Annotated in this window: 21 protein-coding genes; 8 read left to right on the top strand and 13 right to left on the bottom strand. The window is 62.5% G+C overall.

The genetic code is table 11. The features are described 5' to 3' along the window. Positions 1 to 48 precede the first annotated feature (48 nt). The 3 genes from AC2CGQ_RS15390 to AC2CGQ_RS15380 all read right to left on the bottom strand — a co-directional run bounded on the left by AC2CGQ_RS15390 (position 49) and on the right by AC2CGQ_RS15380 (position 2,876). Positions 49 to 495, bottom strand: a complete 447-nt coding sequence (locus tag AC2CGQ_RS15390; protein ID WP_033632023.1) for a hypothetical protein — start codon at positions 493 to 495, stop codon at positions 49 to 51. A 186-nt stretch (positions 496 to 681) separates the two neighbouring features. After that, entirely contained in the window at positions 682 to 1,458 is a 777-nt protein-coding gene (gene exuR, locus AC2CGQ_RS15385) for a transcriptional regulator ExuR (RefSeq protein ID WP_004937137.1), read from the bottom strand. A 119-nt stretch (positions 1,459 to 1,577) separates the two neighbouring features. After that, positions 1,578 to 2,876 carry an MFS transporter gene (locus AC2CGQ_RS15380; RefSeq protein ID WP_015379157.1) on the bottom strand — a complete coding sequence of 433 codons (1,299 nt, stop codon included), beginning with the start codon at positions 2,874 to 2,876 and terminating at the stop codon, positions 1,578 to 1,580. 295 nt (positions 2,877 to 3,171) lie between these two features. Here AC2CGQ_RS15380 and uxaC point away from each other — a divergent pair, with 295 nt between their 5' ends. Together uxaC and AC2CGQ_RS15370 are read left to right on the top strand one after the other, a co-directional pair. Continuing rightward, positions 3,172 to 4,584, top strand: a complete 1,413-nt coding sequence (uxaC, locus tag AC2CGQ_RS15375; protein ID WP_484593747.1) for a glucuronate isomerase — start codon at positions 3,172 to 3,174, stop codon at positions 4,582 to 4,584. 20 nt (positions 4,585 to 4,604) lie between these two features. Beyond that, positions 4,605 to 6,092 (top strand): UxaA family hydrolase, encoded by a 1,488-nt coding sequence (locus AC2CGQ_RS15370; RefSeq protein WP_099982536.1) that lies wholly within the window; start codon positions 4,605 to 4,607, stop codon positions 6,090 to 6,092. Positions 6,093 to 6,145: 53 nt separating this feature from the next. Here AC2CGQ_RS15370 and sstT read toward each other — a convergent pair whose 3' ends face one another. The 7 genes from sstT to AC2CGQ_RS15335 all read right to left on the bottom strand — a co-directional run bounded on the left by sstT (position 6,146) and on the right by AC2CGQ_RS15335 (position 11,762). Beyond that, positions 6,146 to 7,381 carry a serine/threonine transporter SstT gene (sstT, locus tag AC2CGQ_RS15365; protein ID WP_099982535.1) on the bottom strand — a complete coding sequence of 412 codons (1,236 nt, stop codon included), beginning with the start codon at positions 7,379 to 7,381 and terminating at the stop codon, positions 6,146 to 6,148. A gap of 262 nt (positions 7,382 to 7,643) precedes the next feature. Further along, positions 7,644 to 8,612: a TerC family protein gene (locus AC2CGQ_RS15360; protein WP_021505093.1), complete on the bottom strand. Its 969-nt coding sequence runs from the start codon at positions 8,610 to 8,612 to the stop codon at positions 7,644 to 7,646. Between the two features lie 252 nt (positions 8,613 to 8,864). Continuing rightward, the gene (locus AC2CGQ_RS15355) at positions 8,865 to 9,596 is read right to left on the bottom strand and encodes a glutamine amidotransferase (protein WP_015379152.1); all 732 of its coding nucleotides are present in this window, start codon (positions 9,594 to 9,596) and stop codon (positions 8,865 to 8,867) included. Between the two features lies 1 nt (position 9,597). After that, positions 9,598 to 10,578 (bottom strand): Gfo/Idh/MocA family protein, encoded by a 981-nt coding sequence (locus AC2CGQ_RS15350; RefSeq protein ID WP_004937152.1) that lies wholly within the window; start codon positions 10,576 to 10,578, stop codon positions 9,598 to 9,600. A 50-nt stretch (positions 10,579 to 10,628) separates the two neighbouring features. Further along, on the bottom strand, positions 10,629 to 11,141 hold the full coding sequence (locus AC2CGQ_RS15345; RefSeq protein ID WP_015379151.1) for a M48 metallopeptidase family protein: 513 nt from the start codon (positions 11,139 to 11,141) through the stop codon (positions 10,629 to 10,631). Next, a complete protein-coding gene (locus tag AC2CGQ_RS15340; protein WP_015379150.1) occupies positions 11,134 to 11,457 on the bottom strand; it encodes a HigA family addiction module antitoxin in 324 nt (107 codons plus the stop codon). Before AC2CGQ_RS15340 ends, AC2CGQ_RS15345 begins: the two co-directional genes overlap by 8 nt. Positions 11,458 to 11,471: 14 nt before the next feature. Continuing rightward, positions 11,472 to 11,762, bottom strand: coding sequence for a type II toxin-antitoxin system RelE/ParE family toxin (locus AC2CGQ_RS15335; RefSeq protein ID WP_048325546.1), 291 nt, complete (start codon positions 11,760 to 11,762; stop codon positions 11,472 to 11,474). Positions 11,763 to 11,992: 230 nt separating this feature from the next. Here AC2CGQ_RS15335 and rlmG point away from each other — a divergent pair, with 230 nt between their 5' ends. Further along, on the top strand, positions 11,993 to 13,132 hold the full coding sequence (gene rlmG / locus AC2CGQ_RS15330) for a 23S rRNA (guanine(1835)-N(2))-methyltransferase RlmG (RefSeq protein WP_015379148.1): 1,140 nt from the start codon (positions 11,993 to 11,995) through the stop codon (positions 13,130 to 13,132). 194 nt (positions 13,133 to 13,326) lie between these two features. Here the strand turns inward: rlmG and AC2CGQ_RS15325 are convergent, their stop codons facing one another. Then, the gene (locus AC2CGQ_RS15325; RefSeq protein WP_484593746.1) at positions 13,327 to 15,348 is read right to left on the bottom strand and encodes an oxidoreductase; all 2,022 of its coding nucleotides are present in this window, start codon (positions 15,346 to 15,348) and stop codon (positions 13,327 to 13,329) included. Between the two features lie 307 nt (positions 15,349 to 15,655). On the opposite strand from AC2CGQ_RS15325, the gene AC2CGQ_RS15320 reads away from it, so the two are divergent. Further along, the gene (locus tag AC2CGQ_RS15320) at positions 15,656 to 17,275 is read left to right on the top strand and encodes an ABC-F family ATP-binding cassette domain-containing protein (RefSeq protein ID WP_484593745.1); all 1,620 of its coding nucleotides are present in this window, start codon (positions 15,656 to 15,658) and stop codon (positions 17,273 to 17,275) included. Between the two features lie 22 nt (positions 17,276 to 17,297). Here AC2CGQ_RS15320 and pdxR read toward each other — a convergent pair whose 3' ends face one another. Next, positions 17,298 to 18,770 (bottom strand): MocR-like pyridoxine biosynthesis transcription factor PdxR, encoded by a 1,473-nt coding sequence (gene pdxR / locus AC2CGQ_RS15315; RefSeq protein ID WP_484593744.1) that lies wholly within the window; start codon positions 18,768 to 18,770, stop codon positions 17,298 to 17,300. Positions 18,771 to 18,891: 121 nt separating this feature from the next. Between pdxR and AC2CGQ_RS15310 the strand changes: the two genes are divergently transcribed. Genes AC2CGQ_RS15310 through AC2CGQ_RS15300 form a run of 3 tightly spaced genes read left to right on the top strand, consistent with a single transcriptional unit; the run spans position 18,892 to position 22,924 of the window. Continuing rightward, entirely contained in the window at positions 18,892 to 20,157 is a 1,266-nt protein-coding gene (locus AC2CGQ_RS15310; protein WP_004937164.1) for a 4-aminobutyrate--2-oxoglutarate transaminase, read from the top strand. Positions 20,158 to 20,169: 12 nt separating this feature from the next. Then, entirely contained in the window at positions 20,170 to 21,624 is a 1,455-nt protein-coding gene (locus tag AC2CGQ_RS15305) for an NAD-dependent succinate-semialdehyde dehydrogenase (protein WP_021505087.1), read from the top strand. Between the two features lie 58 nt (positions 21,625 to 21,682). Next, positions 21,683 to 22,924 carry an aromatic amino acid transport family protein gene (locus tag AC2CGQ_RS15300; protein ID WP_004937169.1) on the top strand — a complete coding sequence of 414 codons (1,242 nt, stop codon included), beginning with the start codon at positions 21,683 to 21,685 and terminating at the stop codon, positions 22,922 to 22,924. Positions 22,925 to 22,998: 74 nt separating this feature from the next. Here AC2CGQ_RS15300 and yfcF read toward each other — a convergent pair whose 3' ends face one another. After that, positions 22,999 to 23,634: a glutathione transferase gene (yfcF, locus tag AC2CGQ_RS15295; RefSeq protein WP_004937171.1), complete on the bottom strand. Its 636-nt coding sequence runs from the start codon at positions 23,632 to 23,634 to the stop codon at positions 22,999 to 23,001. A gap of 171 nt (positions 23,635 to 23,805) precedes the next feature. Between yfcF and AC2CGQ_RS15290 the strand changes: the two genes are divergently transcribed. Then, positions 23,806 to 24,522 carry an HPP family protein gene (locus AC2CGQ_RS15290; protein ID WP_049270431.1) on the top strand — a complete coding sequence of 239 codons (717 nt, stop codon included), beginning with the start codon at positions 23,806 to 23,808 and terminating at the stop codon, positions 24,520 to 24,522. The last annotated feature ends 6 nt before the right edge of the window (positions 24,523 to 24,528 follow it).

Genomic DNA, 24,528 nt, shown 5'->3' with positions numbered 1-24,528 from the left:
AACGATGAAACGGCGTTGCTTTAAGGTTTCTAAGCGGTGCGACACCGGTCATAGGTGGTAAGTCAGCGTGCCACGGTACAGCATGTTACTTTCTTTCCAACCGGCCTGGCGACTCTGTTGCCTGGAGGCGTCCAGCATCCAGTCGACCTGGGCAAGCCGGTTGGGGGCCGGGGTGTCCTGGCGGGGGAAGCGAATTCGGTAACTCGGCTCTGCGGCCAGGGTATAGACCGGCGCCGCCAGGGAGGATGCGAGCAGCGAACCGGAGAAAGAGTGCGCTCTGGGCAGCAGCAGCGGCAACTTGCCGGGGGCTTTGCGGCGCGCTTCAGCCGGCGCCCGATACACATGATCATAGGGGGAAAGCGCCGGCTCCGCCAGCAGCTGCAGGCTGCTCAGCGCGCTGGGGGTTGGCTTGGGTGACGCCACGCATAGCTGTTGGCCGGAGACCGAACCGGTCCAGCAGAAAACAGCAATCAGCATGGCAAACAACCAGCGCATTTATTCGCGTCCCGCCCCCGCAGCAATGGGTAAAAAAGTGGGCTAACTCTACCAAAATAGCACGATTGGCAACAGGGAAATCTACGTTGCCGACGGTGAAATAGTACACGGCAAACGGCGGTTCCGGCATCGATTCAGCGGATTTTACATTACCTGACATAAGCCGACGGTTTTTGACCGCCGTGGCTATTTCGGCTCGTGGTTCACGCCATCCAGATGCACCACTGGATTCTCGGCGAACAGGTAGCGATCGGCGTTGTATTCGAAGTCATCGCTGGTGGCGTTGAACAGCATCTGTTTGGTGTTTTCCAGGTGCTGCCACATCGCCAGTTTGGCGGCGTAAGGGTCTTTGCGCATCAGCGCCTTGAGGATCTGATCGTGATCGTCACACCAGCTGGCGATCGAGCGTTCGTCGATATGCTCGTGCAGCTTTTTCCAGTAAGGGTTGTTGACCCGCTGCACCCACATTTTTTCCACGATGGTGGCCATGGCGGTGTTCTGGGTGGCCAGCGCCACCTGCACGTGGAACTTCAGATCCCACTGCGAGTCGCGGAAGCGATCCTCTTTACGGGCGTGCTCCTGGATCTCCATCAACTGCACGATATCTTGTTTGGTCACCTGGGTGGCGGCGAACTCGGCGATGTTGCTTTCAATCAGCTGGCGAGCCTGCAGCAGCTCAAACGGGCCGGCGGTGGCGAACTCGATGCTGTCGCCCGGCACCACCAGGTGCTTTTGCTGGTTGGACACCACGTGGATCCCGGATCCCTTGCGCACGTCTACATAGCCTTCCACTTCCAGCATGATGATCGCCTCGCGCACCACGGTACGGCTGACATTCATCTCTTCGGCGATGTATCGTTCGGCCGGCAGCTTGTCGCCTACCGGGTAGCGGCCGCTTTCGATGCGTTGCTTAAGCTCGGCGGCCAGTTGCTGATACAGGCGTCTGGTTTCGGTGAATTCCATAGTGAATGCTCTATACGGTGCGGTGGGAAGGGGCGCGTGGCCGTCGGATTTGTTATACCACTTATTCGGCACCGCTGCCAGAGGAGCAAGAGGCCCGGCGCGGCGGCCGGGCGGCGGGATCAGCTGCGCGCCGGGGCCGGTTGCAGCGTGGCCGGCTGGGTTTCGGCGGCCGGACGGTTTTGCAACACCGTCCAGATGACGATGGCGCCGAGAATGTCGAAGACCGACAGCGCGGCGAACAGCGGGCTGAAGCCGAGGGTGTCCGCCAGGGCGCCGACCACCAGGGCGAACAGCGTGCTGGCTGTCCAGGCCGCCATGCCGGTGAGGCCGTTGGCAGTCGCCACCTCATTGCGGCCGAACACGTCGGAAGAGAGGGTGATCAGCGCGCCGGACAGCGCCTGATGGGCGAAGCCGCCGACGCACAGCAGCGCGATAGCCGCGTAAGGGCTGGTGAACAGGCCGATCATGCCGGGGCCGATCATCAACACCGCCCCCATCGTTACCACCAGCTTGCGTGAGACGATCAGGTTGACCTTGAAATACTTCTGGAACAGCGGCGGCAGATAACCGCCGACGATGCAGCCGAGATCGGCGAACAGCATCGGCATCCAGGCGAACATGGCGATCTCTTTCAGGTTAAAACCGTAGGCCTTGAACATGAACAGCGGGATCCAGGCGTTGAAGGTGCCCCACGCCGGCTCCGCCAGAAAGCGCGGCAGCGCGATGCCCCAGAACTGGCGGTTGCGCACGATCTGCCAGGCGGACATCTTTTTGGCGTTAGAGGTCTGGTGCTGGGCTTCCTGGCCTTCGAGGATGTAACGGCGCTCTTCCTGGCTCAGTTTCTTCTGATCTTTCGGGTGTTTGTAGAACAGCAGCCAACAAATGGCCCAGATCAGGCTCAGCACGCCGGTGATGATGAACGCCATTTCCCAGCTGTGCGCCACGATGGCCCATACCACCAACGGTGGGGCGATCATGCCACCGATCGATGAACCCACGTTGAAATAACCGACGGCGATCGAACGCTCTTTGGCCGGAAACCACTCGCTGCTGGCCTTCAGCCCGGCGGGGATCATCGCCGCTTCCGCCATGCCGACCGCGCCGCGCGCCAGCGCCAGGCCGCCCCAGCTGTTGGCCAGCGCGGTGCCCATACAGAACAGCGCCCACAGAATGGCGAACATGGCGTAACCGACCTTGGTGCCCAGCACGTCCAGCACATAGCCCGCCACCGGTTGCATCACGGTGTAGCAGGCGGAATAGGCGGCGACGATATAGGAATACTGTTGGGTGGTGATGTGCAGCGTATCTTCCAGCGTCGGCGCCGCGACGGCGATGGCGTTGCGGGTCAGGTAGCCCAGCACGGTGCCGATGGTCACCAGTCCGATCATGTACCAGCGTAACCCTTTAATTTTACGCATCCGAAATGTCTCCCCGTTTGAAGGTGTGGCCGTCGATGCGGCTGGCGAGACAATAACCTGTCATACAAGTTTAAAAGTTGAGTGATATCACAAAAGGAATTATTCGCCTGAGCGATACTGTCGCCGGTGAAATAGTGCGTTTATGCCGCACATTTGCCGTAAAATTGAGCGAAAAAGGGATTGAAGGTCCTTAAATCAGCAGCTCATGGGAAAAATTTGCTGGACGCTTGTGAAAATTGGTGTGATAACTTTTGTGATTCGAACCCCGTGCCGCACGGCAAGTAAGGAGCCCGAGATGGCGACGTTTTTGAGCGAAGATTTCCTGCTGGACAACGAATTTGCCCGGCGCTTGTATCACGACTATGCGGCGCCACAGCCGATTTTCGATTATCACTGCCATTTGCCGCCACAGCAGATCGCGGAGAACACCCGCTTCAGCAACCTGTACGATCTCTGGCTGCGGGGCGATCACTACAAATGGCGGGCGATGCGCACCAATGGCGTGGCGGAGCGGCTGTGTACCGGCGATGCGGGCGATCGTGAGAAATTCGACGCCTGGGCCGCCACGGTGCCGCATACCATCGGCAACCCGCTCTATCACTGGACGCATCTGGAGCTGCGTCGGCCGTTCGGCATCACGGATACGCTGCTGTCGCCGGCCACGGCGGATGAGATCTGGCAGCGCGGCAATGCGCTGCTGGCACAGGATGAGTTTCGCGCGCGCGGCATCATGCGGCAGATGAATGTGAAAATGGTGGGCACCACCGACGATCCGATCGACGATCTGCGCCATCATCGGGCGATCGCCGACGATCGTGGCTTCGATATCAAGGTATTGCCGAGCTGGCGGCCGGACAAGGCTTTCACTGTCGATGCACCGGGCTTCAATGACTATCTGCGGCAGCTGGAGGCGGCGGCGGACACCGCCATCGGCCGCTTCAGCGCGCTGTGCGACGCCCTGTACAAGCGCATGGATCACTTCGCCGCCCACGGCTGCAAGGTGGCCGACCATGCGCTGGACGTGGTGGTGTTCGGCGAGGCCGATGAAGCGGCGCTGGATGCGATCCTGCTGCGCCGCCTGAACGGCGAGCTGCCGACGCCGGAACAGAGCGCCCAGTTCAAAAGCGCGGTGCTGCTGTTCCTGGCCGGCGAATACCGGCGCCGCGGCTGGGTGCAGCAGTATCACATCGGCGCGTTGCGTAATAACAACAGCCGCATGCTGGCCGCCGTCGGGCCGGATATCGGTTTCGATTCGATCAACGATCGGCCGCTGGCGGAGCCGCTGTCGCGGCTGCTGGATGCTCAGGCGCGGCAGGGCGGCCTGCCGAAAACCATTCTCTACTGCCTCAACCCGCGCGATAACGAAGTGATCGGCACCATGATCGGCAATTTCCAGGGGGAAGGCACGCCGGGCAAGATGCAGTTCGGTTCCGGCTGGTGGTTCAACGATCAGAAGGACGGCATGCAGCGCCAAATGACGCAGCTGGCGCAGCTCGGGCTGCTGAGCCGCTTCGTCGGCATGCTGACCGACAGTCGCAGTTTCTTGTCTTATACGCGCCATGAATACTTCCGCCGCATCCTTTGCCAGATGATCGGCCGCTGGGTGGCGGACGGCGAAGCGCCGGCGGATATCGCGCTGCTGGGCGAGATGGTGAAAAACATCTGTTTCGACAACGCCAAAGACTATTTCGCCATTGAACTGGCGTAGCCGTTATCCGGGACCGGTTTATGCAAAGTACGATAAAGATTCACGAGCAGGATAACGTGGCGGTGGCGCTGCGCGATCTGGCTGCCGGAGAGTGCGTTGAGCTGGAAGGCGCGGTCATCCAACTGGCGCAGCCGGTGGCGCGCGGGCACAAATTTGCGCTCGGCCCGATCGCCAAGGACGAGGACATCATCAAATATGGCCAGCCGATCGGCCATGCGCTCGCGGCCATCGGGCCGGGGGAGCATATTCATTCGCAAAACGCCAAAACCAACCTGAGCGATCTGGACAGCTACCGTTACCAACCGCAGTTCCCGACGTTGCCGCCGCAGGCCGCGGATCGCGAGGTGCAGTTGTACCGACGGGCCGGCGGCGAAGTGGGGATCCGCAATGAGCTGTGGATCGTGCCGACCGTCGGCTGCGTCAACGGTATCGCTCGCCAGATCCAGCAACGCTTTTTGCAGCAAACGCAGGCAGAGGGGATCGACGGCGTGCATCTGTTCAGTCACCCGTTCGGCTGCTCGCAGCTGGGGCAGGATCATGCCAACACCCGCATCATGCTGCAGAACCTGGCGCGCCATCCCAACGCCGGCGCGGTGCTGGTGATCGGGCTGGGTTGCGAGAACAATCAGGTGGATGCCTTTCGCGCCACGTTGGGGATAGAGGACGAGCGGCGGCTGCGCTTTATGGTGTGCCAACAGCAGGGCGACGAAGTGGAAGCCGGGCTGGCGCTGTTGCACGAGCTGTACCGGGAGATGCGCCACGATCGCCGCGAGCCGGGCCGCCTGAGCGAGCTGAAGTTCGGCCTGGAGTGCGGCGGTTCGGACGGATTGTCGGGTATCACCGCCAACCCGCTGCTGGGGCGGTTCTCCGATTATGTGATCGCCAACGGCGGCACCACGGTGCTGACCGAAGTGCCGGAGATGTTCGGCGCCGAGCGCATTCTGATGAGCCGCTGCCGCGATGGGGAGACCTTCGACAAAACCGTCGACATGATCAACGATTTCAAACGCTATTTCATCGCCCATCAGCAGCCGATTTATGAGAACCCGTCGCCGGGCAACAAGGCCGGCGGCATCACCACGCTGGAGGAGAAATCGCTCGGCTGCACCCAAAAGGCGGGGTTAAGCCAGGTGGTTGACGTGCTGAAATACGGCGAGCGGCTGCGCGTGCCGGGGCTGAATCTGCTCAGCGCGCCGGGCAACGACGCCGTGGCGACCAGCGCGCTGGCCGGCGCCGGCTGCCATATGGTGCTGTTCAGCACCGGGCGCGGCACGCCGTACGGCGGCTTTGTGCCGACGGTGAAGCTGGCCACCAACAGCGAGCTGGCGGCGAAGAAACCGCACTGGATCGATTTTGACGCCGGCAGCCTGATCCACGGCGTGGCGATGGAGACGTTGCTCAGCCGCTTCATCGATCTGATTGTCGAGATCGCCAACGGGCGTCCGGCGCGTAATGAAACCAACGACTTCCGCGAGCTGGCGATCTTTAAAAGCGGGGTGACGCTGTAAGGCTGACAAAAAAGGCGCTCGAAGGAGCGCCTTTTTGATGAAGCAACGCGCGATTAACGCACCTTCAGCGGATCTTCGTTCGCCAGCCGCTGGTCTTCCGCCTGGCAGGCCGCGGCGGTGAACAGCACGTCGGTGGAGGAGTTGAGGGCGGTTTCCGCCGAATCCTGCAGGACGCCGATGATAAAGCCGACCGCCACCACCTGCATCGCCACGTCATTCGGAATGCCGAACATGTTGCACGCCAGCGGGATCAGCAGCAGCGAACCGCCGGCCACGCCGGAGGCGCCGCAGGCGCACAGCGCCGCCACCACGCTCAGCAGCAGGGCGGTCGGGACGTCCACCGCGATGCCCAGCGTGTTTACCGCCGCCAGCGTCAACACGGTGATGGTGATCGCCGCGCCGGCCATGTTGATGGTGGCGCCCAGCGGGATGGAAACCGAGTAGGTGTCCTCATTCAGGTTCAGCTTCTTGCACAGTTCCATATTCACCGGGATGTTGGCGGCGGAGCTGCGGGTGAAGAAGGCGGTCACGCCGCTCTCGCGCAGGCAGGCGAACACCAGCGGATACGGGTTGCGGCGGATCTTCCAGTAAACGATCAACGGGTTGAGCACCAGCGCCACCAGCAGCATGCAGCCAAGCAGCACCATCAGCAGCTGGGCGTAGCTCCACAGCGCGCCGAAGCCGGTTTCCGCCAGCGTGGAGGCCACCAGGCCGAAGATGCCGAGCGGCGCACAGCGGATCACCGCGCGCACCACCAGCGTGACCGCATGGGACATGTCGTTGATCAGCCCCTTGGTGGTCTCGGAAGCGTGGCGCAGCGCCAGCCCCAGACCGACGGCCCAGGCCAGAATGCCGATGTAGTTGGCGTTAATCAGCGCATGGAACGGGTTGGCCACCACGCTCATCAACAGGCCCTTCATCACCTCCACAATGCCGCCCGGCGGGGTAATGTCCGTCGCGCCGGTGGTCAGCGCCAGCGTGGAAGGGAAGATAAAGCTGACGACCACCGCCACCAGCGCGGCGGCAAAGGTGCCCAGCAGGTAGAGGAACAGGATCGGGCGAATGTTGGTCTTCTGCCCCTGTTTATGGTTGGCGATCGAGGCCATGACCAGAATCAGCACCAGCACCGGCGCCACCGCTTTCAGCGCGCCGACGAACAGGGTGCCGAGCAGGCCGACCGCCGCTGCCGCCGCCGGCGAAACCAGCGCCACCAGAATGCCGGCCACCAGGCCGACCATGATTTGTTTGACCAGGCTGCCCTGCGTGATCTTTTGTAGTAGTTTTTGCATAGTGCTTTCTTCCTGATGTTATCTGGCCGCCGCGGCGGGAACGACGCCGGGCAGCTTTATATGATTCTGTAACTAAGTGTGTTTGCCGAATCAGTATTCAGCAATCGAATGATGTTGGAAAGAGGCGAGGGTGAAATTCTGAGCGCGGATCAACACTTGATAACATACTGGTTACATTTGTGTGATCGCAATAACGTTTGGCGTTTTGCGGGAATTGCCAAACAATCACGGGGCGACTAGCGCCCCGGATAACAGATTATGGTTATTTCTTCGCCAGGCGATCGTTGCGGCGATTGACCCAGGCGTTGATCAGCAAGGTGAGCGTCAGGATGCCCGCCACCACGCCGAGCGAAACGCCGATCGGGATGTGGAAGAAGTCGATAATCAGCATCTTGATGCCGATAAACACCAGGATCACCGACAGGCCGTATTTCAGCATCGAGAACCGTTCCGCCACGTTGGCCAGCAGGAAGTACATGGCGCGCAGGCCCATGATGGCGAACAGGTTGGAGGTCAGGACGATGAACGGATCGGTGGTCACGGCGAAGATCGCCGGAATGCTGTCCACCGCGAAAATCACGTCGCTCAGTTCCACCAGGATCAGCACCAGCACCAGCGGGGTGGCGAACAGAATGCCGTTGCGGCGCACGAAGAAACGCTCGCCTTCCAGGCTGTCGGTCATGCGCAAGCGACTGCGCAGCCATTTCACCAGCGGTTTGTCGCCGATCGCCGAGTCATCTTCCTTCGCCAGCGCCATTTTAATACCGGTGAACAGCAGGAAAGCGCCGAACAGATACAGCAGCCACTGGAACTGGCTGACCAGCCAACTGCCGGCGAAGATCATGATGGTCCGCAGCACGATCGCCCCCAGCACGCCGTAGATCAGCACCCGCCGTTGCAGGTTGGCCGGCACGGCGAAGTAGCTGAACAGCATCAGCCAGACGAACACATTATCCACCGCCAGCGCTTTTTCGATCAGGTAGCCGGTCAGGAAGGCCAGCGCCTGGGTATCGGCGACGGCGCGCCCGGCGGTTTCATTCAGGTAGTACCAGAAACCGAAGTTGAACAGCAGGGAGAGGCTGACCCACACCAGCGACCAGCTGGCGGCCTGCTTCATAGTCATGGTGTGCGCGCCTTTACGGCCCTGCAACAGGAGATCGATTGCGAGCATCACGACTATGACGGCGGCAAAGCTGCCCCATAACCACGGTGTGCCAACGGAATTCATCATCAGAGGTATCCTTCAAAAACAAAAACGGCCAACGTCGGAAGACGCCAGCCGCTCTGTGAACGCTGCAAGCAAACCTCGCCTTCCGGCAAGGTCTCACTTACAACGTTGATGAAGGTGGTTACACCTTTGACATCAGGTTGCCCGGTAACCGGATGCTTGCGCATCGTAATGACGATTGACCGGCAATGAAGTTACTCCCCTTTGCAGAGCAGAAAGTAATGCAAAATGTGTCGGCGGTCAACGTGAATCGCGTTAACCGGCCATCGCTTTTTGCGCGCCGAGGCTGACGACGAATCCCTGCAGCAGCAGGCGGCTGAATGGCGTGTCGCTAACCTGTTGTTGTTGCTGTTGGTAGCGGGCCTGCTGCTCGGGATGCAGCTCGCCGAGCCACTGCAGATACTGGCTCATCACCGCGCCGTTGAATTCCGGGTGGAACTGGGTGGTCAGGGCGTGATCGCCATAGCGCAGGATTTGGTGCGCGTCCTGCTGCGAACGCGCCAGCGTCTGCGCGCCGGCGGGCGGCGTCAGCACGCTCTGCGAGTGGATCAGGTTGGCCTTGAAGCGCGGCGGCAGCAGGGTGAGCCGCCGATCGTCGGCCGCGGCGGGCAGCAGTTCGATCTCCAGCGTACCCACCTCCATGCCCTGCGGGTGGTAGCCCACTTCGCCGCCGAGCGCGTAGGCCAACAGCTGGTGGCCGTAGCAGACGCCGAACAGCGGCAGTTTGATCGCCATCGCCTGGCGCAGCCATTCGGCGGCTTCCTCGCTCCACGGCAGCCGTTCGGTCACCATCGCCGGCGAGCCGGTGATGACTACGCCGCAATAGGCGGCAGGCGGCAACGGCCGTTCGCCGGCGGGCAGGTGCACGATGTGCGCGCGTTCGGCGTCGATATTGCCTTGTTGCAGGAACATGCCATCAAAGTTGGCCAATTCCTGACGAATGGCCTGCGGCGCGTCGCCGGTTTGCATCACGAGCAGCGGTTTCATCTCATTCTCCGTCGGCGGGGAAGACGACGCCGGTCTGGCGGCGGATATCGGTCAGCAGGCGGGCGACGATCAGCGAATTCTCCAGCCCCGGATGCTCCACCCGGTGATTTTCCACCAGCTCGGCAAAGGCCAGCGCCTCATACAGCATGGTGTTGATGTGCTGCGGCTGGCTCAGATCCTGGCGGTTGCCGCCGCGCGGCGTCAGCGCCACGCCCTGGCACTCGGAAATCTTGTCGATAATCAGCGTGCCTTCCTCCCCCTGGATCTCGCTGGGGATCGCCGAGTCGCTGACCTTGGAATGGGAAAGCGTGACGTCGAAATCACCGTAGTTCAGGCAGACGGTGCCGTGGGCGTCAACGCCGGTATCGAGCAGTGTGGCGCTGGCGAGCACCGACTGCGGCGCGCCGAACAGCGCTACCGCGCTGGCCAGGCAGTAGTAACCGATATCCATGATCGAGCCGTTGGAGAACTGCGGGTTAAAGGTGTTGGGGTTCTCGCCGGCGAGGTAGCGCGGATAGCGCGAAGAGTATTGGCAGTAGTTGATAAAGGCTTTGCGTAACCGGCCGACGTTCGGCAATGCCTGTTGCAGCGCCAGAAAATTCGGCAGATAGGCGCTTTTGAACGCCTCGAACAGCACCACCTGGTTTTCCCGCGCGCAGGCTACCAGCTGTTCCGCTTCGCGCTGGTTGGAGGCCAGCGGTTTTTCGCAGATCACGTGCTTTTTATGGCGCAGGAACAGCAGCGATTGCGGGCAGTGCAGGGAATTGGGGCTGGCGATATACACCGCGTCTATGGCGTCAGACTGCGCCATCGCCTCGAGCGAGTCGAAAAACTGCGTGACCTGATAGTTGGCGCCAAACGCCTGCGCCTGTTCCAGCGAGCGTGAATACACGGCGCTCAGCTTGAGTTTGCCGCTTTCATGGGCGGCATCGATAAAACGTTCCGTAATCCAGTTGGTGCCGACGACGGCAAAGCGAATCATGGCGAGCTCCGGTCCAGGCTTAAAACCGCAGATTATCACGCCCTCACTCGCTATGCATACAGCTCGCCGAACAGCGAAAGGTGCGTCAGATACAGCCGGGTATCGAACTCCAGCTGGTGATAATCGGGCTCCATATGGCAGCACAGGCTGTAGAACGCCTTGTTGTGATCTTTCTCTTTCAGATGCGCCAGCTCATGCACCACGATCATGCGCAGGAACGGCTCAGGCGCGACCTTGAACACCGTCGCCACGCGGATTTCCGCCTTGGCCTTCAGCTTGCCGCCCTGCACGCGCGAGATGGCGGTGTGCAGGCCCAGCGCGTGCTTCATGACGTGGATCTTGCTGTCATAGGCCACCTTGCTCAGCGGCTGGGCGTTGCGCAGATACTGGTTTTTCAGATCGACGGTAAACTGATACAGCGACTTGTCGGTGGTGCACTCATGCACCTGCGGATAGCGCTGCAGCAGCACGTCTCCCAGCCGATTCTGATGGATCAGTTGCTGCACCTGGCTTTGCAGATGCGTTGGGTAGCCTTGCAGGTAGGCGAGTTCGATGTCATGCATGAGTGATATTGCGTCCCAGTATTTCTTTGATTGGCCGCAGCCGCACACGTTGCGCATCGGCCTGTCTGGCTTCCCAGCGATCGTGTGCCGCCTGCAGGTTTAGCCAAAAGTCGGCGGTCGTTTCGAACAGGTCGGCAAACAGGTTGGCCTCGGCAACGCTCATGCGTCGATGCCCGTTGCACAGGCGGTTAACAGTGGCACGGGTGACGCCCAGTACCTTCGCCAGTTCTTCCTGGCCGATGCCCAACGGCGTTAAATACTCTTCCTGCAGCACTTCCCCCACCGTGGTGGGTTCGCGAGTCGTGGTTTCCAACATAGGTTCCCCCTCGTTCAGGTATCTTGGTGAGGATCGAGGTAAATTTTTTCAGCGGCATCATGCCGCCACTGGAACATCAGCCGCCAGTGCATATTGACGCGCAGACTTGACCATCCCTGAAATGGCCCGGATAGCCGCTTGTAATAGTTACCCGTGGGGTGATGCAAATCACGCTCTTGCTGCGCGGCGGCCAATATATCGAGCTTTCTGGCCAACTGCCGCTCGAGCACGCCGGGGATCAGACGGCTGCGTTTGCCTTCCAGATAGAACTGCTCCAGATAGCGATCGCGGAAAGATTTAATCATGCTTTCCCCCTTCCATAGGGACTGGCAGTGTAACATTTAAAGTTACACCTCGTCAGGTTAAAAAAACGTCGACATGGGTGCTTGGGAGGGAAAGGTTAATGTTGTTAAAGGAGAAAAGGGACGCGGGTTTTCAGATACGCGGCGCAATACGCAATTTATCCGAAAAAACATTTTACTGACGGGCGTTTTTAGGGGATAAACAGCCCAAATTTTATCAGTCAGGAGGGGCAATGAGCCAACTCGATCTGGGAACACAGCAACTTGAGCTGGAGCGTTATCCCCAACAGGAAGAATCCACCCAACTGCAGGCGTGGGAAGCGGCGGACGAATATCTGCTGCAACAGCTTGAAAACGTAGATATCGGCGGCCGCCCGGTGCTGATTTTCAACGATAACTTCGGCACCCTGGCCTGTGCGTTGCACGCGCATCGCCCTTACAGTGTCAGCGACTCGTACATGAGCCAGCTGGCGACGCGCCACAACCTCAAACTCAACGGTCTGGATCCTGAGCAGGTCACACTGCTGGACAGCCTGGCCGAGCTGCCGGCGGCGCCGGCGGTGGTGCTGATTCGCGTGCCGAAAGCGCTGGCGCTGCTGGAACAGCAGCTGCGCGCGCTGCGCCACGTCGTGACCGAAGACACGCTGATCGTCGCCGGCGCCAAAGCGCGCGACGTGCACACTTCGACGATGCAGCTGTTTGAAAAAGTGCTGGGCCCGACGCGCACCAGCCTGGCGTGGAAGAAAGCGCGTCTGATCTTCTGCCAGGCGGCGGATATCGTCCCGCCGGCGGCGGCGGAAACCACCGACTGGACGCTGGACGGCACCGATTGGCTTATCCATAACCACGCCAACGTCTTCTCGCGCGGCAGCCTGGATATCGGCGCGCGCCTGTTTATGGAACATCTGCCGCGCGGCCTGAACGGCCATATCGTCGATCTGGGCTGCGGCAACGGCGTGATTGGCCTGACGGCGCTGGCGCAAAACCCGGAAGCGCAGGTGACCTTCGTCGATGAATCTTACATGGCGGTGGCCTCCAGCGAGCTGAACGTGGAGCACAACCTGCCGCAAGAGCTGGACCGCTGTCAGTTTGAGGTGAACAACGCGCTGGCAGGCATCGAGCGTGAAAGCGTGCAGGCGGTGCTGTGCAACCCGCCGTTCCACCAGCAACACGCCATTACCGATCACACCGCCTGGCAGATGTTCTGCGACGCCAAGCGCTGCCTGCAGGTGGGCGGTGAACTGCGCATCGTCGGCAACCGTCACCTCGACTACCATCAGAAGCTCAAGCGCCTGTTCGGCAACTGCACGCTGGTGGCCTCGAACAAGAAGTTCGTGATCTTGAGAGCGGTGAAATCCGGCGCGCGTCGCTGAGCGTGAATAACAAGGGGCGCCGGGCGCCCCTCTGGCTGTAGACAAAGGGGGAAAAAGCGTGGTTTTTCCCCCTTTGTGGATATCAGCCGAAAATCAATAAATTGATTTTCCTTGTTCTCTATTCGCTGCTCTCTGCCAACCCGGCATGGGGATGAGGTTTGTCATCAATATCAGGGGCGCCGGGCGCCCCTTTTTTACAGCGCCATCGCCAACCGCGTACCCTGATCGATCGCGCGGCGGGCGTCCAGCTCGGCGGCCACGTCGGCGCCGCCGATCAGGTGCACGGTTTTCCCCATCGCCAACAGTGGTTGCTGCAGTTCGCGGCGCGGTTCCTGCCCGGCGCAAATGACCACCGTGTCCACCGGTAGGCAGCTGTCTTGCTCGGCGCGGGTGATGTGCAGCCCTTCGTCGTCGATCAGCCGATAGCTGACGCTGTTGAGCATCTTCACGCCGCGCATCGCCAGGCTGGCGCGGTGGATCCAACCGGTGGTTTTGCCCAGGCCTTCGCCCACTTTGCTGGTTTTGCGCTGCAACAGGTAGATTTGCCGGGCGGCGCGCGGCGCCTGCGGGCCTTGCGCCGCCAGCCCGCCGCGCTGTTCAAGGCGGCCATCGATGCCCCATTCGCGGTTGAATTCCGCCTGATCCAGGCTGCTGGACACGCCGTGCTGGCTGAGGTACTCGGCGGTATCGAAGCCGATGCCGCCGGCGCCGACGATCGCCACCCGCTGGCCGACCGGTTTTTTATCGCGCAGCACGTCCAGATAGCTCAGCACCTTGGCGTGCCCGATGCCGGGGATGTCCGGGGTGCGCGGCACGATGCCGCAGGCGAGGATCACCTCATCGAATTCGCTTAAATCCGCCGCTTCGACCTTGACGCCCAGCCTGACCGTCACTTCACGCAGCGCCAGCTGGCGGCGGAAGTAACGCAGCGTTTCATGGAATTCTTCCTTGCCGGGGATCTGCTTGGCGATGTTGAACTGGCCGCCGATCTGCTCGGCGGCGTCGAACAGCGTCACCCGATGGCCGCGGCTGGCGGCGGTGGTGGCGAAGGCCAGCCCGGCGGGGCCGGCGCCGACCACCGCCAGTTTTTTCGGTTTTTCCGCCATCGTCAGCGGCATTTCGGTTTCGCGGCAGGCGCGCGGGTTGACCAGACAGGAAGTCAGCTTGCCTTCAAAAATCTGGTCGAGACAGGCCTGGTTGCAACCGATGCAGGTATTGATCTCGTCGGCGCGCCCTTCGGCGGCTTTCTGCACAAAGGCGGCGTCGGCGAGGAACGGGCGCGCCATCGACACCATATCGGCGCAGCCGTCCGCCAGCACCTGCTCGGCCACCGCCGGATCGTTGATGCGGTTGGTGGTGATCAGCGGGATGCTGACCTTGCCCATCAGCTTGCGGGTCACCCAGCTGAATCCGGCGCGCGGCACCATGGTGGCGATGGTCGGGATGCGCGCTTCGTGCCAGCCGATGCCGGTATTGATAATGGTGGCGCCCGCCTGTTCGATCGCCAGCGCCAGCTGCTCGATCTCCTCCCAGCTGGAGCCGTCTTCCACCAGATCGAGCATCGACAGCCGGTAGATCAGAATAAATTCCGGGCCCACCGCCTGGCGCACCGCCCTGACGGTTTCGACGGCGAAGCGCATGCGATTGGTGAAGCTGCCGCCCCATTGGTCGTCGCGCTGGTTGGTGCGCGTCGTCAAGAATTGGTTGATCAGATAGCCTTCGGAGCCCATCACCTCAACGCCGTCGTAACCGGCCTGCTGCGCCAGCGCCGCACAGCGGGCGAAATCGGCGATGGTTTGCTCAATCTCCGCTTCGCTGAGCGCGCTCGGCGTAAACGGGTTGATCGGCGCCTGCAGCGCGGAAGGGGCCACCAGTTTGGGTTGATAGCTGTAGCGGCCGGTGTGCAGGATCTGCAGCGCAATTTTGCCGCCCGCCCGGTGGACGGCCTCGGTCACCGGTCGGTGGTGAGGCAATTGCGCCTCGCTGTTGAGGAGCGAACCGCCGCGAAACACTACGCCCTGTTCGTTCGGGGCAATGCCGCCGGTGACGATCAGCGCCACGCCGGCGGCGGCGCGCTCGGCATAGAACGCGGCCAGACGCTGCGGGCCGTCGGGCAGCTCTTCCAGGCCGGTATGCATCGATCCCATCAGCACCCGGTTTTTCAGGGTGGTGAAGCCGAGATCCAGCGGCGCCAGCAGGTGAGGGTAATTGCTCATTGCACTCTCCATCGGGTGAAATCGGGGCCCGTTGTTATAATTATGTGAACACAAGTGGTCGGATGAGATAAATCTAGCCGTTGTCGCGCCGCTTGGGAATCTGCGTTGCGCCGAATGTGATAGATGTCATGAATCTCAGACTCTGTTTGCATAACGAACAAAAGATCGGTTAGCCTTTACGCGTTGCAAATTCCTTCTCTCTGCGGAGCCATAACCGAAAATGAACAACCACGCCTGTTGATATCTGGTCCCACGCCGTGCGCTCTCGCGCCCTGTGGGGATGTTTTGATCTCATTCAGGAGTGCTTATGGCTCATTTAGTGCAGTCCCCTTATTTCGTTTTACATCAACTGACCTGCCAATTTGCTGACGGCGAAACGCTGTTCGGCCCGCTGGATCTCGCTTTTGATCGGTCGCGCTGCGGCCTGGTGGGGCGCAACGGCGTTGGCAAAACCCAGCTGCTGCGCCTGATCGCCGGATTGGATCTGCCGGGCAATGGACACGTTGAATCTCATGCCGCATTGGCTTACGTTGCGCAGCAGCCGGAGATCGCGCCGCACACTACGCTGGCGCAGCTGCTGGGCTACGGTGAGGTGTTCGCCGCGCTGGCGCGTCTCGAGCAGGGGCGGCCGTTGACGGACGATATCGATCGTCTGGAAGGGCGCTGGGATCTTCACGATCGTCTGCAAAACGCCTTTGCCGCCGCCGGGTTGCCGGCCTTCGATCCGTTGCGATCCGCCAGTTCGCTGAGCGGCGGCGAGCGGATGCGCGCGTCGCTGTGCGGCGCCTTGCTCGGCGAAGCGGATTTTCTGCTGCTGGACGAACCGACCAACCACCTCGACAGCGCCGGCCGCGCCTGGCTGTATCAGCAGCTGGATCAGTGGCGGGGCGGGCTGTTGATCGCCAGCCATGACCGGCAGCTGCTGGGGCGCATGGAGCGCATCGTCGAACTGACGCCCGGCGCGCTGCGCAGCTACGGCGGCAACTATGAGGACTACCGGCGCCAGCGCGATACGGAGCAGCAGGCGGCGCGCGCCGATCTGGAGCATGCGCGCGAGGAGCGCCGCCGCACCCGCGCTCGCCAACAGAAAGAGCACGACATGAGCCAGCGGCGCTCGGCGCAAACGCTGCGCGTCGTCGATACGCTGAATATCGCCTCTTTCGAACGGGTGGCCTACAAGTCGGCGGCGAAGGAGAGCCTAGGCACGCTGCGCAAACAGCATCAGGATCGGCGCGACAGCCTCGATGCGGCGGTGCGTGAAGCCTATCAGCGGGTGGAGGAGGAACCGCCGGTGTTGCTGGCGCTGCCGGGCAGTGAAGTGAACGCGAACAAGCAGGTGCTGGTGCTCGAGCGGCTGCAACTGCCGTTCGTCAGCGCGCCGCCGCTGGATTTGCGGATCGACGGCCCGATGCGCGTGGCGTTGACCGGCCCCAACGGCTGCGGAAAATCCACCTTACTGAAGACTCTTCTCGGGCAGCTGGCGGCGCTTTCCGGCCATTGTCATTGCCCGCTGTCGACGGCCTACCTCGATCAAACCCTGTCGCAGCTCGATCCGGGCCTGTCGGTGATGGAACATCTGGGGCTACAGGATTCGCCGCTGGCGGAAGGGGCGCTGCGTACCCGGCTGGCGCAGCTGCAGCTTGGCGCGGATCGCATCGCGTTGCCGCTGGGCTCGCTGAGCGGCGGTGAACGCTTGAAGGCGGCGCTGGCCTGCGCGCTGTGGCGGCGACAACCGGCGCAGCTGCTGTTGCTCGACGAGCCGACCAACCACCTGGATCTGGCGTCGTCGCTGGCGATCGAAACCGCGCTGGCGGATTTCCCCGGCGCGATGCTGGTGGTGTCGCACGACGAAGACTTCCTGCAGGCGCTGAGGCCGACGCACCGCCTGAACAGGCAAGCGGACGGCTGGCGGCTTCAGGCCTGGTGAGGCAGGCGGGCGGCGATCTGACCTAGTGCGGGGCGTTGATGCACGCCAGCAGCTGGGTGAAGGCGGCGGCCATTTGCTCTTCCGGCACGCAGGCAAAGCCCATCAGCAGGCCGCGCCGGCGGTTGGGCTGCATATAGTAGCGCGACAGCGGCCGCACCAGCACCCCGCGCGCGCCGGCGGCGGCGGCGATCGCCACGTCGTCGGCCTCGTCCGGCAGGTTGAGGATCAGGTGCAAGCCGGCGTTGCTGTTGAATTCGCTGAGCGCCTGCTTGCCGAGATGTTGTTCGATCAACCCGGTCAGGAAGGCGCGCCGCCGGGCATACAGCAACCGCATGCGGCGGATATGCGCCGTGTAGTGCCCCGCCTGAATAAACTCCGCCAGCGCGCTTTGGATCAGCAGGTGCCCGCCGCGGTACAGCTCGGCATGGGCGGTTTTCAGCGCCTGCACCAGCGGCGGCGGCAACACCACATAGCCGAGGCGCAGCGCCGGGTAGAGCGTTTTGCTGAAGGTGCCGATATAGATCACCGGCGCGTCGGCTTCCAGCCCTTGCAACGCCGGGATCGGCTGGCCGGAAAAACGGAATTCGCTGTCGTAGTCGTCCTCGACGATCCAAGCGCCGGCGTTGCGCGCCAGCGTCAGCAGCCGTTGGCGGCGCGCCAGACTCATCACCGAGCCGAGCGGATACTGGTGCGACGGGGTGACGAAAATCAGGCGGGGCGGCGTCGTGGGCTGCTCCGGCGGCACCAGCCCGGCCTCGTCCACCGCCAGCGGGCAGACGTTCAGCGCATTGATGCGCAGGATATTGCGGATCCCCCAATAGCCCGGCTCTTCGATCCAGGCGTCATCCCCCGGATTGCACAACATGCGCGTCACCAGATCGATCGCCTGATGGATGCCTTCAGTGATCAGGATCTGTTCCGGCGAGCAGCGTACCGAGCGCGCCACCCGCAAATACTCCACCAACGCATGCTGCAGCTCCGGGCTGCCGCCCTGATTGCTGTAGGTCAGCCGCTGCGGCGTCGGGCGGCGGCTGAGGCGCGCCTGGATCTTGCTGAACAGCTGATGAGGAAAGGCGTTGACGTCGGGGACGCCGGGAATGAACGCCCCCCACTGTTTGGGGCTGGCGCTGGCGTGGTGCAGCAGCGTGGCGCCGCGCTCCGACAGTTCGACGCGCCGCGGTTGCCCGCTGCCGTCCGCCGGGGCGCCGCCGGTGGACAGGCAGCTGTCCGGCACCGTGTCGGCGACGAAGGTGCCGCTGCCGGCGCGCGCCGACACGTAGCCTTCTGCCAACAGTTGTTCATAAACGGTTAACACGGTGTTGCGTGACAGGCTGAGCTCCTGCGCCAGGTCGCGCGAGGCGGGCAGGCGGCTGGAGGGCGGCAGGCTGCCGTCGAGAATGCTGGTGCGGATCGCGTTGTAAAGCCGCTTGTGCAGCTTGTCATCGGGCTGTTCGCCGAGGCGCTGCAGCAACAGATCACCACTCAATGAGCGCAATTGGATCCCTCAATTATTCGTAACTGGCACTCGATTATAGGGCCACATCCTGTGTAAATAAACGGCATTGTTTCACGAATGTGAACGAAACGTGTAACTGGCACCGACCGGAGAGAACAGCATGAAAAACGCAGAATTGAACCAACGCCGTCAGGACGCCACCCCGCGCGGAGTGGGCGTGATGTGTGGTTTTTACGCCGAGCGCGCAGAGAACGCCACGCTGTGGGATGTGGAAGGCAAAGAAGTGATCGACTTCGCCTCGGGGATCGCCGTGCTGAACACCGGCCACCGCCACCCGAAGGTGATCGCCGCGATTGAAAAGCAGCTGCAGGCCTTCACCCACACCGCCTATCAGATCGTTCCTTACGAAAGCTATGTCTCGCTGGCGGAGCGCATCAACCAGCGCGCGCCGATCGCCGGTCCGTGTAAAACCGCCTTCTTCACCACCGGCGCGGAAGCGGTGGAAAACGCGGTGAAGATCGCCCGCGCTTACACCGGCCGCCCGGGGTTGATCACCTTCGGCGGCGGCTTCCACGGCCGCACCTACATGACCATGGCGCTGACCGGCAAAGTGGCGCCTTACAAACTGGGCTTTGGCCCATTCCCCGGCTCGGTGTTCCACGGCCAGTACCCGAACGCGCTGTACGGCGTGACCACCGAAGACGCGATGAACAGCCTGGACCGCCTGTTTAAAGCGGATATCGATCCCAAGCAGGTGGCGGCGATCGTGCTGGAGCCGGTGCAGGGCGAGGGCGGCTTCAACGTGGCGCCGGCCGATTTCATGCAGGCGTTGCGCGCGCTGTGCGACCAGCACGGCATTCTGCTGATCGCTGACGAAGTGCAGACCGGCTTCGCCCGCACCGGCAAGCTGTTCGCCATGGAGCACTACAGCGTTAAGCCCGATTTGATCACCATGGCGAAAAGCCTGGCGGGCGGCATGCCGCTGTCGGCGGTGGCGGGCCGCGCCGAGGTGATGGACGCGCCGGCGCCGGGCGGGCTGGGCGGCACCTACGCCGGTAATCCGCTGGCGGTGGCCGCCGCGCACGCGGTGCTGGACGTGATTGAAGAGGAGCAACTGTGCCAGCGCGCCCAGCGCTTGGGTCAACACCTGGTGGAAGTGTTGCAGCAGGCGCGCAAAACCAGCCCGGCGATCGCCGACGTGCGCGCGCAGGGATCGATGGTGGCGGTGGAGTTCAACGATCCGGCTACCGGTAAACCTTCAGCCGATATCACCCGTCAGGTGCAGCAGAAGGCGATGGAGGAAGGGCTGCTGCTGCTGAGCTGCGGCGTGAACGGCAATGTGATCCGCTTCCTCTACCCGCTGACTATCCCGGACGATCAGTTCACCAAGGCGATGGGTATTCTGTCCCGCGCGCTGGCCCACTAAGGAGCGAACGGCATGAAATTGAACAATCCCGAGCTGTTGCGCAGCCAGTGTCTGATCAACGGCGAATGGTGCGACGCCCTGAGCGGCAAGCGCGAAGCGGTGATCAACCCGGCCACCGGCGCCGAACTGGCCAGCATTCCGCTGGTCAGCGAAGAGGAAACCCAACAGGCGATCGCGGCGGCGCAGCGGGCGCAAAACGACTGGAAACAGCTGACCGCCAAGCAGCGTTCCGCGCTGCTGTTGGCCTGGGCTGATAAGGTGCTGGCCGCGCAGGAAGATCTGGCGCAGCTGATGACCGCCGAGCAGGGCAAATCGCTGGCGGAAGCGCGCGGCGAAGTGACCTACGCCGCGTCGTTCATCACCTGGTTCGCCGAAGAGGCCAAGCGGGTGGACGGCGCGGTATTGCAGGCGCCTCAGGCTTCGCAGCGCCTGGTGGTGGTGAAGCAGCCGATCGGCGTGTGCGCGGCCATCACCCCGTGGAACTTCCCGGCGGCGATGATCACCCGCAAGGTGGCGCCGGCGCTGGCGGCCGGTTGCGCCATCATCGTCAAACCGGCCGAGCAAACGCCGCTGACCGCGCTGGCGTTGGCCAAGCTGGCGCAGGACGCCGGCATTCCCGCCGGCGTGTTGCAGGTGGTGACTGGGGAAGCGGCGCAGGTGGGCAAGGTGTTGTGCGACAGCCCGGTGGTGCGCAAGCTGAGCTTTACCGGCTCGACCGAGGTCGGCCGTATCCTGATGGCGCAGTGCGCGCCGAGCATCAAGAAACTGTCGCTGGAACTGGGCGGTAATGCGCCGGTTATCGTGTTCGACGACGCCAATCTGGACGCGGCGGTGGCGGGCATCATGGCTTCCAAGTTCCGCAACAGCGGCCAGACCTGCGTGTGCGCCAACCGCATCTACGTGCAGGACGGCATCTACGAGCGGCTGGCGGAGAAGCTGGTGGCGGCGGTCGAGCAGTTGAAAGTCGGCGACGGCAGCCAGGAAGGCACCACTCAGGGGCCGCTGATCGACAGCGATGCGGTGGCGAAGGTGCAGAGCCACATCGACGACGCGCTGATCAAAGGGGCACAGATCGCCACCGGCGGCCAGCCGCACGCGCTGGGCGGCACCTTCTTCCAGCCGACGGTGGTAACCGGCGTGACGCAGAAGATGCGCTTCGCCAAAGAAGAGACCTTCGGGCCGGTGGCGCCGCTGTTCCGCTTCCATGACGAGGCGGAAGCCATCGCCATGGCCAACGACACCGAATTCGGTCTGGCCGCCTATCTGTTCACGCAGAACGCTGCGCGCCAGTGGCGAGTGCCGGAAGCGCTGGAGTACGGCATGGTCGGCATCAACACCGGGCTGATTTCCAACGAAGTGGCGCCGTTCGGCGGCGTGAAACAGTCAGGGCTCGGGCGTGAAGGATCGCGCTACGGGATAGAAGAATATCTGGAGCTGAAATACCTGTGTATCGATGTGAGCCGTTGAGCGTCAGGACGTTAACCCATCCCGGCGGCCAGCGTCGCCGGGCGATAAAGGATGATGCATGTCTGATAATATCTCTGTTTCTCCGGCGCTTGCCGCCGGGGTGCGAGCACCTGCACCCGCCAAATCGTTAAGTTTCCTCGAAGGGGTGGCGATGATCGTCGGCACCAACATCGGCGCCGGCGTGCTCTCCATCGCCTATGCCTCCAGCAAGGCGGGTTTCCTGCCGCTGCTGTTCTGGCTGGTGCTGGTGGGGAGCCTGACCACCATCACCATGCTGTACGTTGCCGAATCCACGCTGCGCACCCGCGCGCATCTGCAGCTGAGCGGGCTGGCGAAGCGCTACGTCGGCGGCCTGGGCGCCTGGTTGATGTTCGCTTCGGTGTGCGTCAACAGCGTCGGGGCGCTTACCGCCTACATGACCGGCAGCGGCAAGCTGCTGCAATCGCTGTTCGGCATCTCGCCGGCGCTGGGCAGCCTGCTGTTCTTCGTACCCGCCGCCGGCGTGCTCTATCTCGGTTTGAAAGCGATCGGCCGCGGCGAGAAGTTCATCAGCATCGGCATGGTGGTGATGTTGACCGCGCTGGTGGCAGCGACGCTGCTGAAAGACACCACCCAGATGCGCAACCTGCTGGACGGCGACTGGCGCTATATGGTGCCGGTATTCAACGTGGTGGTGTTCTGCTTCTCGGCGCAGTACATCGTGCCGGAGATGGCGCGCGGCTTTGCCGATAAGCCGGAGCAGCTGCCGAAGGCGATCATCGTCGGCATGGTGGTGACGTTCATTTTGCTGGCGGCGGTGCCGATGTCGGTGATCGCGCTCAGCGGGCTGGATGACATCTCCGATGTGGCCACCATTTCCTGGGGCCAGGCGCTGGGGCAGTGGGCGTTCTTCTCCGCCAACATCTTCGCGCTGTGCGCGATGCTGACCTCGTACTGGGGGTTGGGCGGCAGCTTCCTGACCAATATTTTCGACAAGTTCCGGCTGGGCAACGACGAGCTGCCGCTGCGCCGCTTCGGCGTGCTGCTGCTGGTGGTGGTGCCGCCGTTCGCGCTGGCCTACAGCGGGCTGGTGTCGTTCGTCAACGCGCTCTACTTCGCCGGGGTGTTCAGCGGGGTGATCCTGTCGATCATGCCGATGCTGATCCTGCGCGGCGCGCGCAAACACGGCGACCAAACACCACGCTGGCAGTGCAACTGGATCACGCATCCGCTGCTGCAGATCAGCATTGTGTTGCTGTACCTGGCCAGCGCGGTGTACGCCATCGCTTCATTGTTAGGCTATCTGCCCTCTGGATGGTGATTTGCCTTCCCTCAAGCAGTGATGTTGTTTCTCGGCATTGAGAACGGCGGCGTCGTGGCCGCCGATTTTTTTCCTCAGGCGCGCCGTTTTTCCGACAACGCCAGCCAGGCCTGCACCGACGGGCGCTGCCACTGCTTGTGCGCATAGTGGCGCACGCGCTCCGGCACCGGATCGCCGTGCATTACCAGCCGGTTGAGCATCAGCGCCAGATCGGTGTCGGCGATGCACCACTCCCTGAACAGATTGTCCTGCCCGTGGCTCAACAGCTTTTCCACGGCGGCGATCAGCTTGCGCGCGGCTTCCTGCGCGGCTTCGGACAGCGGCGGGAACTTGCCATTGTTGAACACCACTTCGGTCGAGCGCTCGGCGCGGATCGGCAGCAGATCGCTGCGCAACCAGGCCTGGATCTCGCGCGCCTTGGCGCGCAGCTTCACGTCGCGCGGGTACACGGCGTGGGCCGGGTGGATGTCTTCCAGGTATTCGGCGATCGCCGAAGACTCCGAGAGCTGGAACTCGCCGATCGCCAACGTCGGCACCCGGCGGGTGAGCGATAGCGCCGCGTAGGCTGCCTCTTTGTTCTCTTCTTTCGCCAGATCCACCGGCTTCACGGTGAACGGAATGCCTTTTTCCGTCAGCACGACAAAGGCGGACATGGCGTACGGGCTGAAAAATTCACTGTCGGTATAAAGCTCGGTGATCGGTTGAGACATCGGCGGTTCCTCGGGGTTAAGGGGGGAACATTCATCATTGTCGAGGGGAGGCTAAAAATCAATCTGTTAGCCTAAAAGTTCTTGGGCGGCGCGGTTTACGGCGCCGTGAGCTCCTTCAGGATGATGTGATATATTTGTTGCCAACACGTGAATTGAGCCGTATTGGGTAACATGAAGACGCAGTGGATAGAACGAGTGAAAGTGGGATGCGCGCGCCTGTGGCCGCACCCGCTGGCGGTGGGCAAACGAGAGATGCTGATTTCCAGCGTTGGCGCCGGTTTGGGGCTGATGCTCGCCGGCTGGATCAGCCACTTTATTTTGGGCGAGGTGAACCTGTGGTTTATCGCGCCGATGGGCGCTTCGGCGGTGCTGCTGTTCGGCGTGCCGAACAGCCCGCTGGCGCAGCCTTGGTCGATCGTCGGCGGCAATGCGCTGGCGGCGACGGTGGGCGTGAGCGCCGGTCTGCTGATCCCCGATCCGGGCCTGGCCTGCGGCGTTGCGGCGGCGGTGGCCATCGGCCTGATGTTCAAGCTGCGCTGCCTGCACCCACCCGGCGGCGCGGTGGCGCTGACCGCCATCCTCGGCGGCCCCGGCATTCATCAGATGGGCTACCACTTCGTGTTGTACCCGGTGCTGCTGAACTCGGTGCTGCTGGCGGCGCTGGCCATTCTGTTCAATAACCTGGCCGGGCGGCGCTACCCGCACGCGCTGGCGCCGGCGGAGGCCAAGCCGGCCAATCTGCCGATCGATGCCGTTTCCATCACCCGCGCCGATCTGCACGAGGCGCTGATGGAGGGGGATCTGTTCGATATCGATGAGGACGATCTGCAGGAGATCCTGCTGCGTGCTGAGCAGCTGGCGCATCAGCGGCAAAGCAAGACCGCCTGATCAGCC

Source organism: Serratia sp. DFXYC6, assembly GCF_057196085.1.
This window is presented reverse-complemented; position numbering and strand designations above follow the sequence as displayed.

What these genes read in the sequence shown, in the direction of transcription:
- AC2CGQ_RS15370 (WP_099982536.1), top strand. Translation starts at nt 4,605, where the DNA reads ATGCAAAGTACGATAAAGATTCACGAGCAGGATAACGTGGCGGTGGCG.
- AC2CGQ_RS15355 (WP_015379152.1), bottom strand. Translation starts at nt 9,596, where the DNA reads ATGAAACCGCTGCTCGTGATGCAAACCGGCGACGCGCCGCAGGCCATT.
- AC2CGQ_RS15380 (WP_015379157.1), bottom strand. Translation starts at nt 2,876, where the DNA reads ATGCGTAAAATTAAAGGGTTACGCTGGTACATGATCGGACTGGTGACC.
- yfcF (WP_004937171.1), bottom strand. Translation starts at nt 23,634, where the DNA reads ATGTCTCAACCGATCACCGAGCTTTATACCGACAGTGAATTTTTCAGC.
- AC2CGQ_RS15325 (WP_484593746.1), bottom strand. Translation starts at nt 15,348, where the DNA reads ATGAGCAATTACCCTCACCTGCTGGCGCCGCTGGATCTCGGCTTCACC.
- AC2CGQ_RS15305 (WP_021505087.1), top strand. Translation starts at nt 20,170, where the DNA reads ATGAAATTGAACAATCCCGAGCTGTTGCGCAGCCAGTGTCTGATCAAC.
- AC2CGQ_RS15390 (WP_033632023.1), bottom strand. Translation starts at nt 495, where the DNA reads ATGCGCTGGTTGTTTGCCATGCTGATTGCTGTTTTCTGCTGGACCGGT.
- sstT (WP_099982535.1), bottom strand. Translation starts at nt 7,381, where the DNA reads ATGCAAAAACTACTACAAAAGATCACGCAGGGCAGCCTGGTCAAACAA.
- AC2CGQ_RS15300 (WP_004937169.1), top strand. Translation starts at nt 21,683, where the DNA reads ATGTCTGATAATATCTCTGTTTCTCCGGCGCTTGCCGCCGGGGTGCGA.
- AC2CGQ_RS15290 (WP_049270431.1), top strand. Translation starts at nt 23,806, where the DNA reads ATGAAGACGCAGTGGATAGAACGAGTGAAAGTGGGATGCGCGCGCCTG.
- rlmG (WP_015379148.1), top strand. Translation starts at nt 11,993, where the DNA reads ATGAGCCAACTCGATCTGGGAACACAGCAACTTGAGCTGGAGCGTTAT.
- exuR (WP_004937137.1), bottom strand. Translation starts at nt 1,458, where the DNA reads ATGGAATTCACCGAAACCAGACGCCTGTATCAGCAACTGGCCGCCGAG.
- uxaC (WP_484593747.1), top strand. Translation starts at nt 3,172, where the DNA reads ATGGCGACGTTTTTGAGCGAAGATTTCCTGCTGGACAACGAATTTGCC.
- AC2CGQ_RS15360 (WP_021505093.1), bottom strand. Translation starts at nt 8,612, where the DNA reads ATGATGAATTCCGTTGGCACACCGTGGTTATGGGGCAGCTTTGCCGCC.
- AC2CGQ_RS15345 (WP_015379151.1), bottom strand. Translation starts at nt 11,141, where the DNA reads ATGCATGACATCGAACTCGCCTACCTGCAAGGCTACCCAACGCATCTG.
- AC2CGQ_RS15350 (WP_004937152.1), bottom strand. Translation starts at nt 10,578, where the DNA reads ATGATTCGCTTTGCCGTCGTCGGCACCAACTGGATTACGGAACGTTTT.
- AC2CGQ_RS15310 (WP_004937164.1), top strand. Translation starts at nt 18,892, where the DNA reads ATGAAAAACGCAGAATTGAACCAACGCCGTCAGGACGCCACCCCGCGC.
- AC2CGQ_RS15320 (WP_484593745.1), top strand. Translation starts at nt 15,656, where the DNA reads ATGGCTCATTTAGTGCAGTCCCCTTATTTCGTTTTACATCAACTGACC.
- AC2CGQ_RS15335 (WP_048325546.1), bottom strand. Translation starts at nt 11,762, where the DNA reads ATGATTAAATCTTTCCGCGATCGCTATCTGGAGCAGTTCTATCTGGAA.
- AC2CGQ_RS15340 (WP_015379150.1), bottom strand. Translation starts at nt 11,457, where the DNA reads ATGTTGGAAACCACGACTCGCGAACCCACCACGGTGGGGGAAGTGCTG.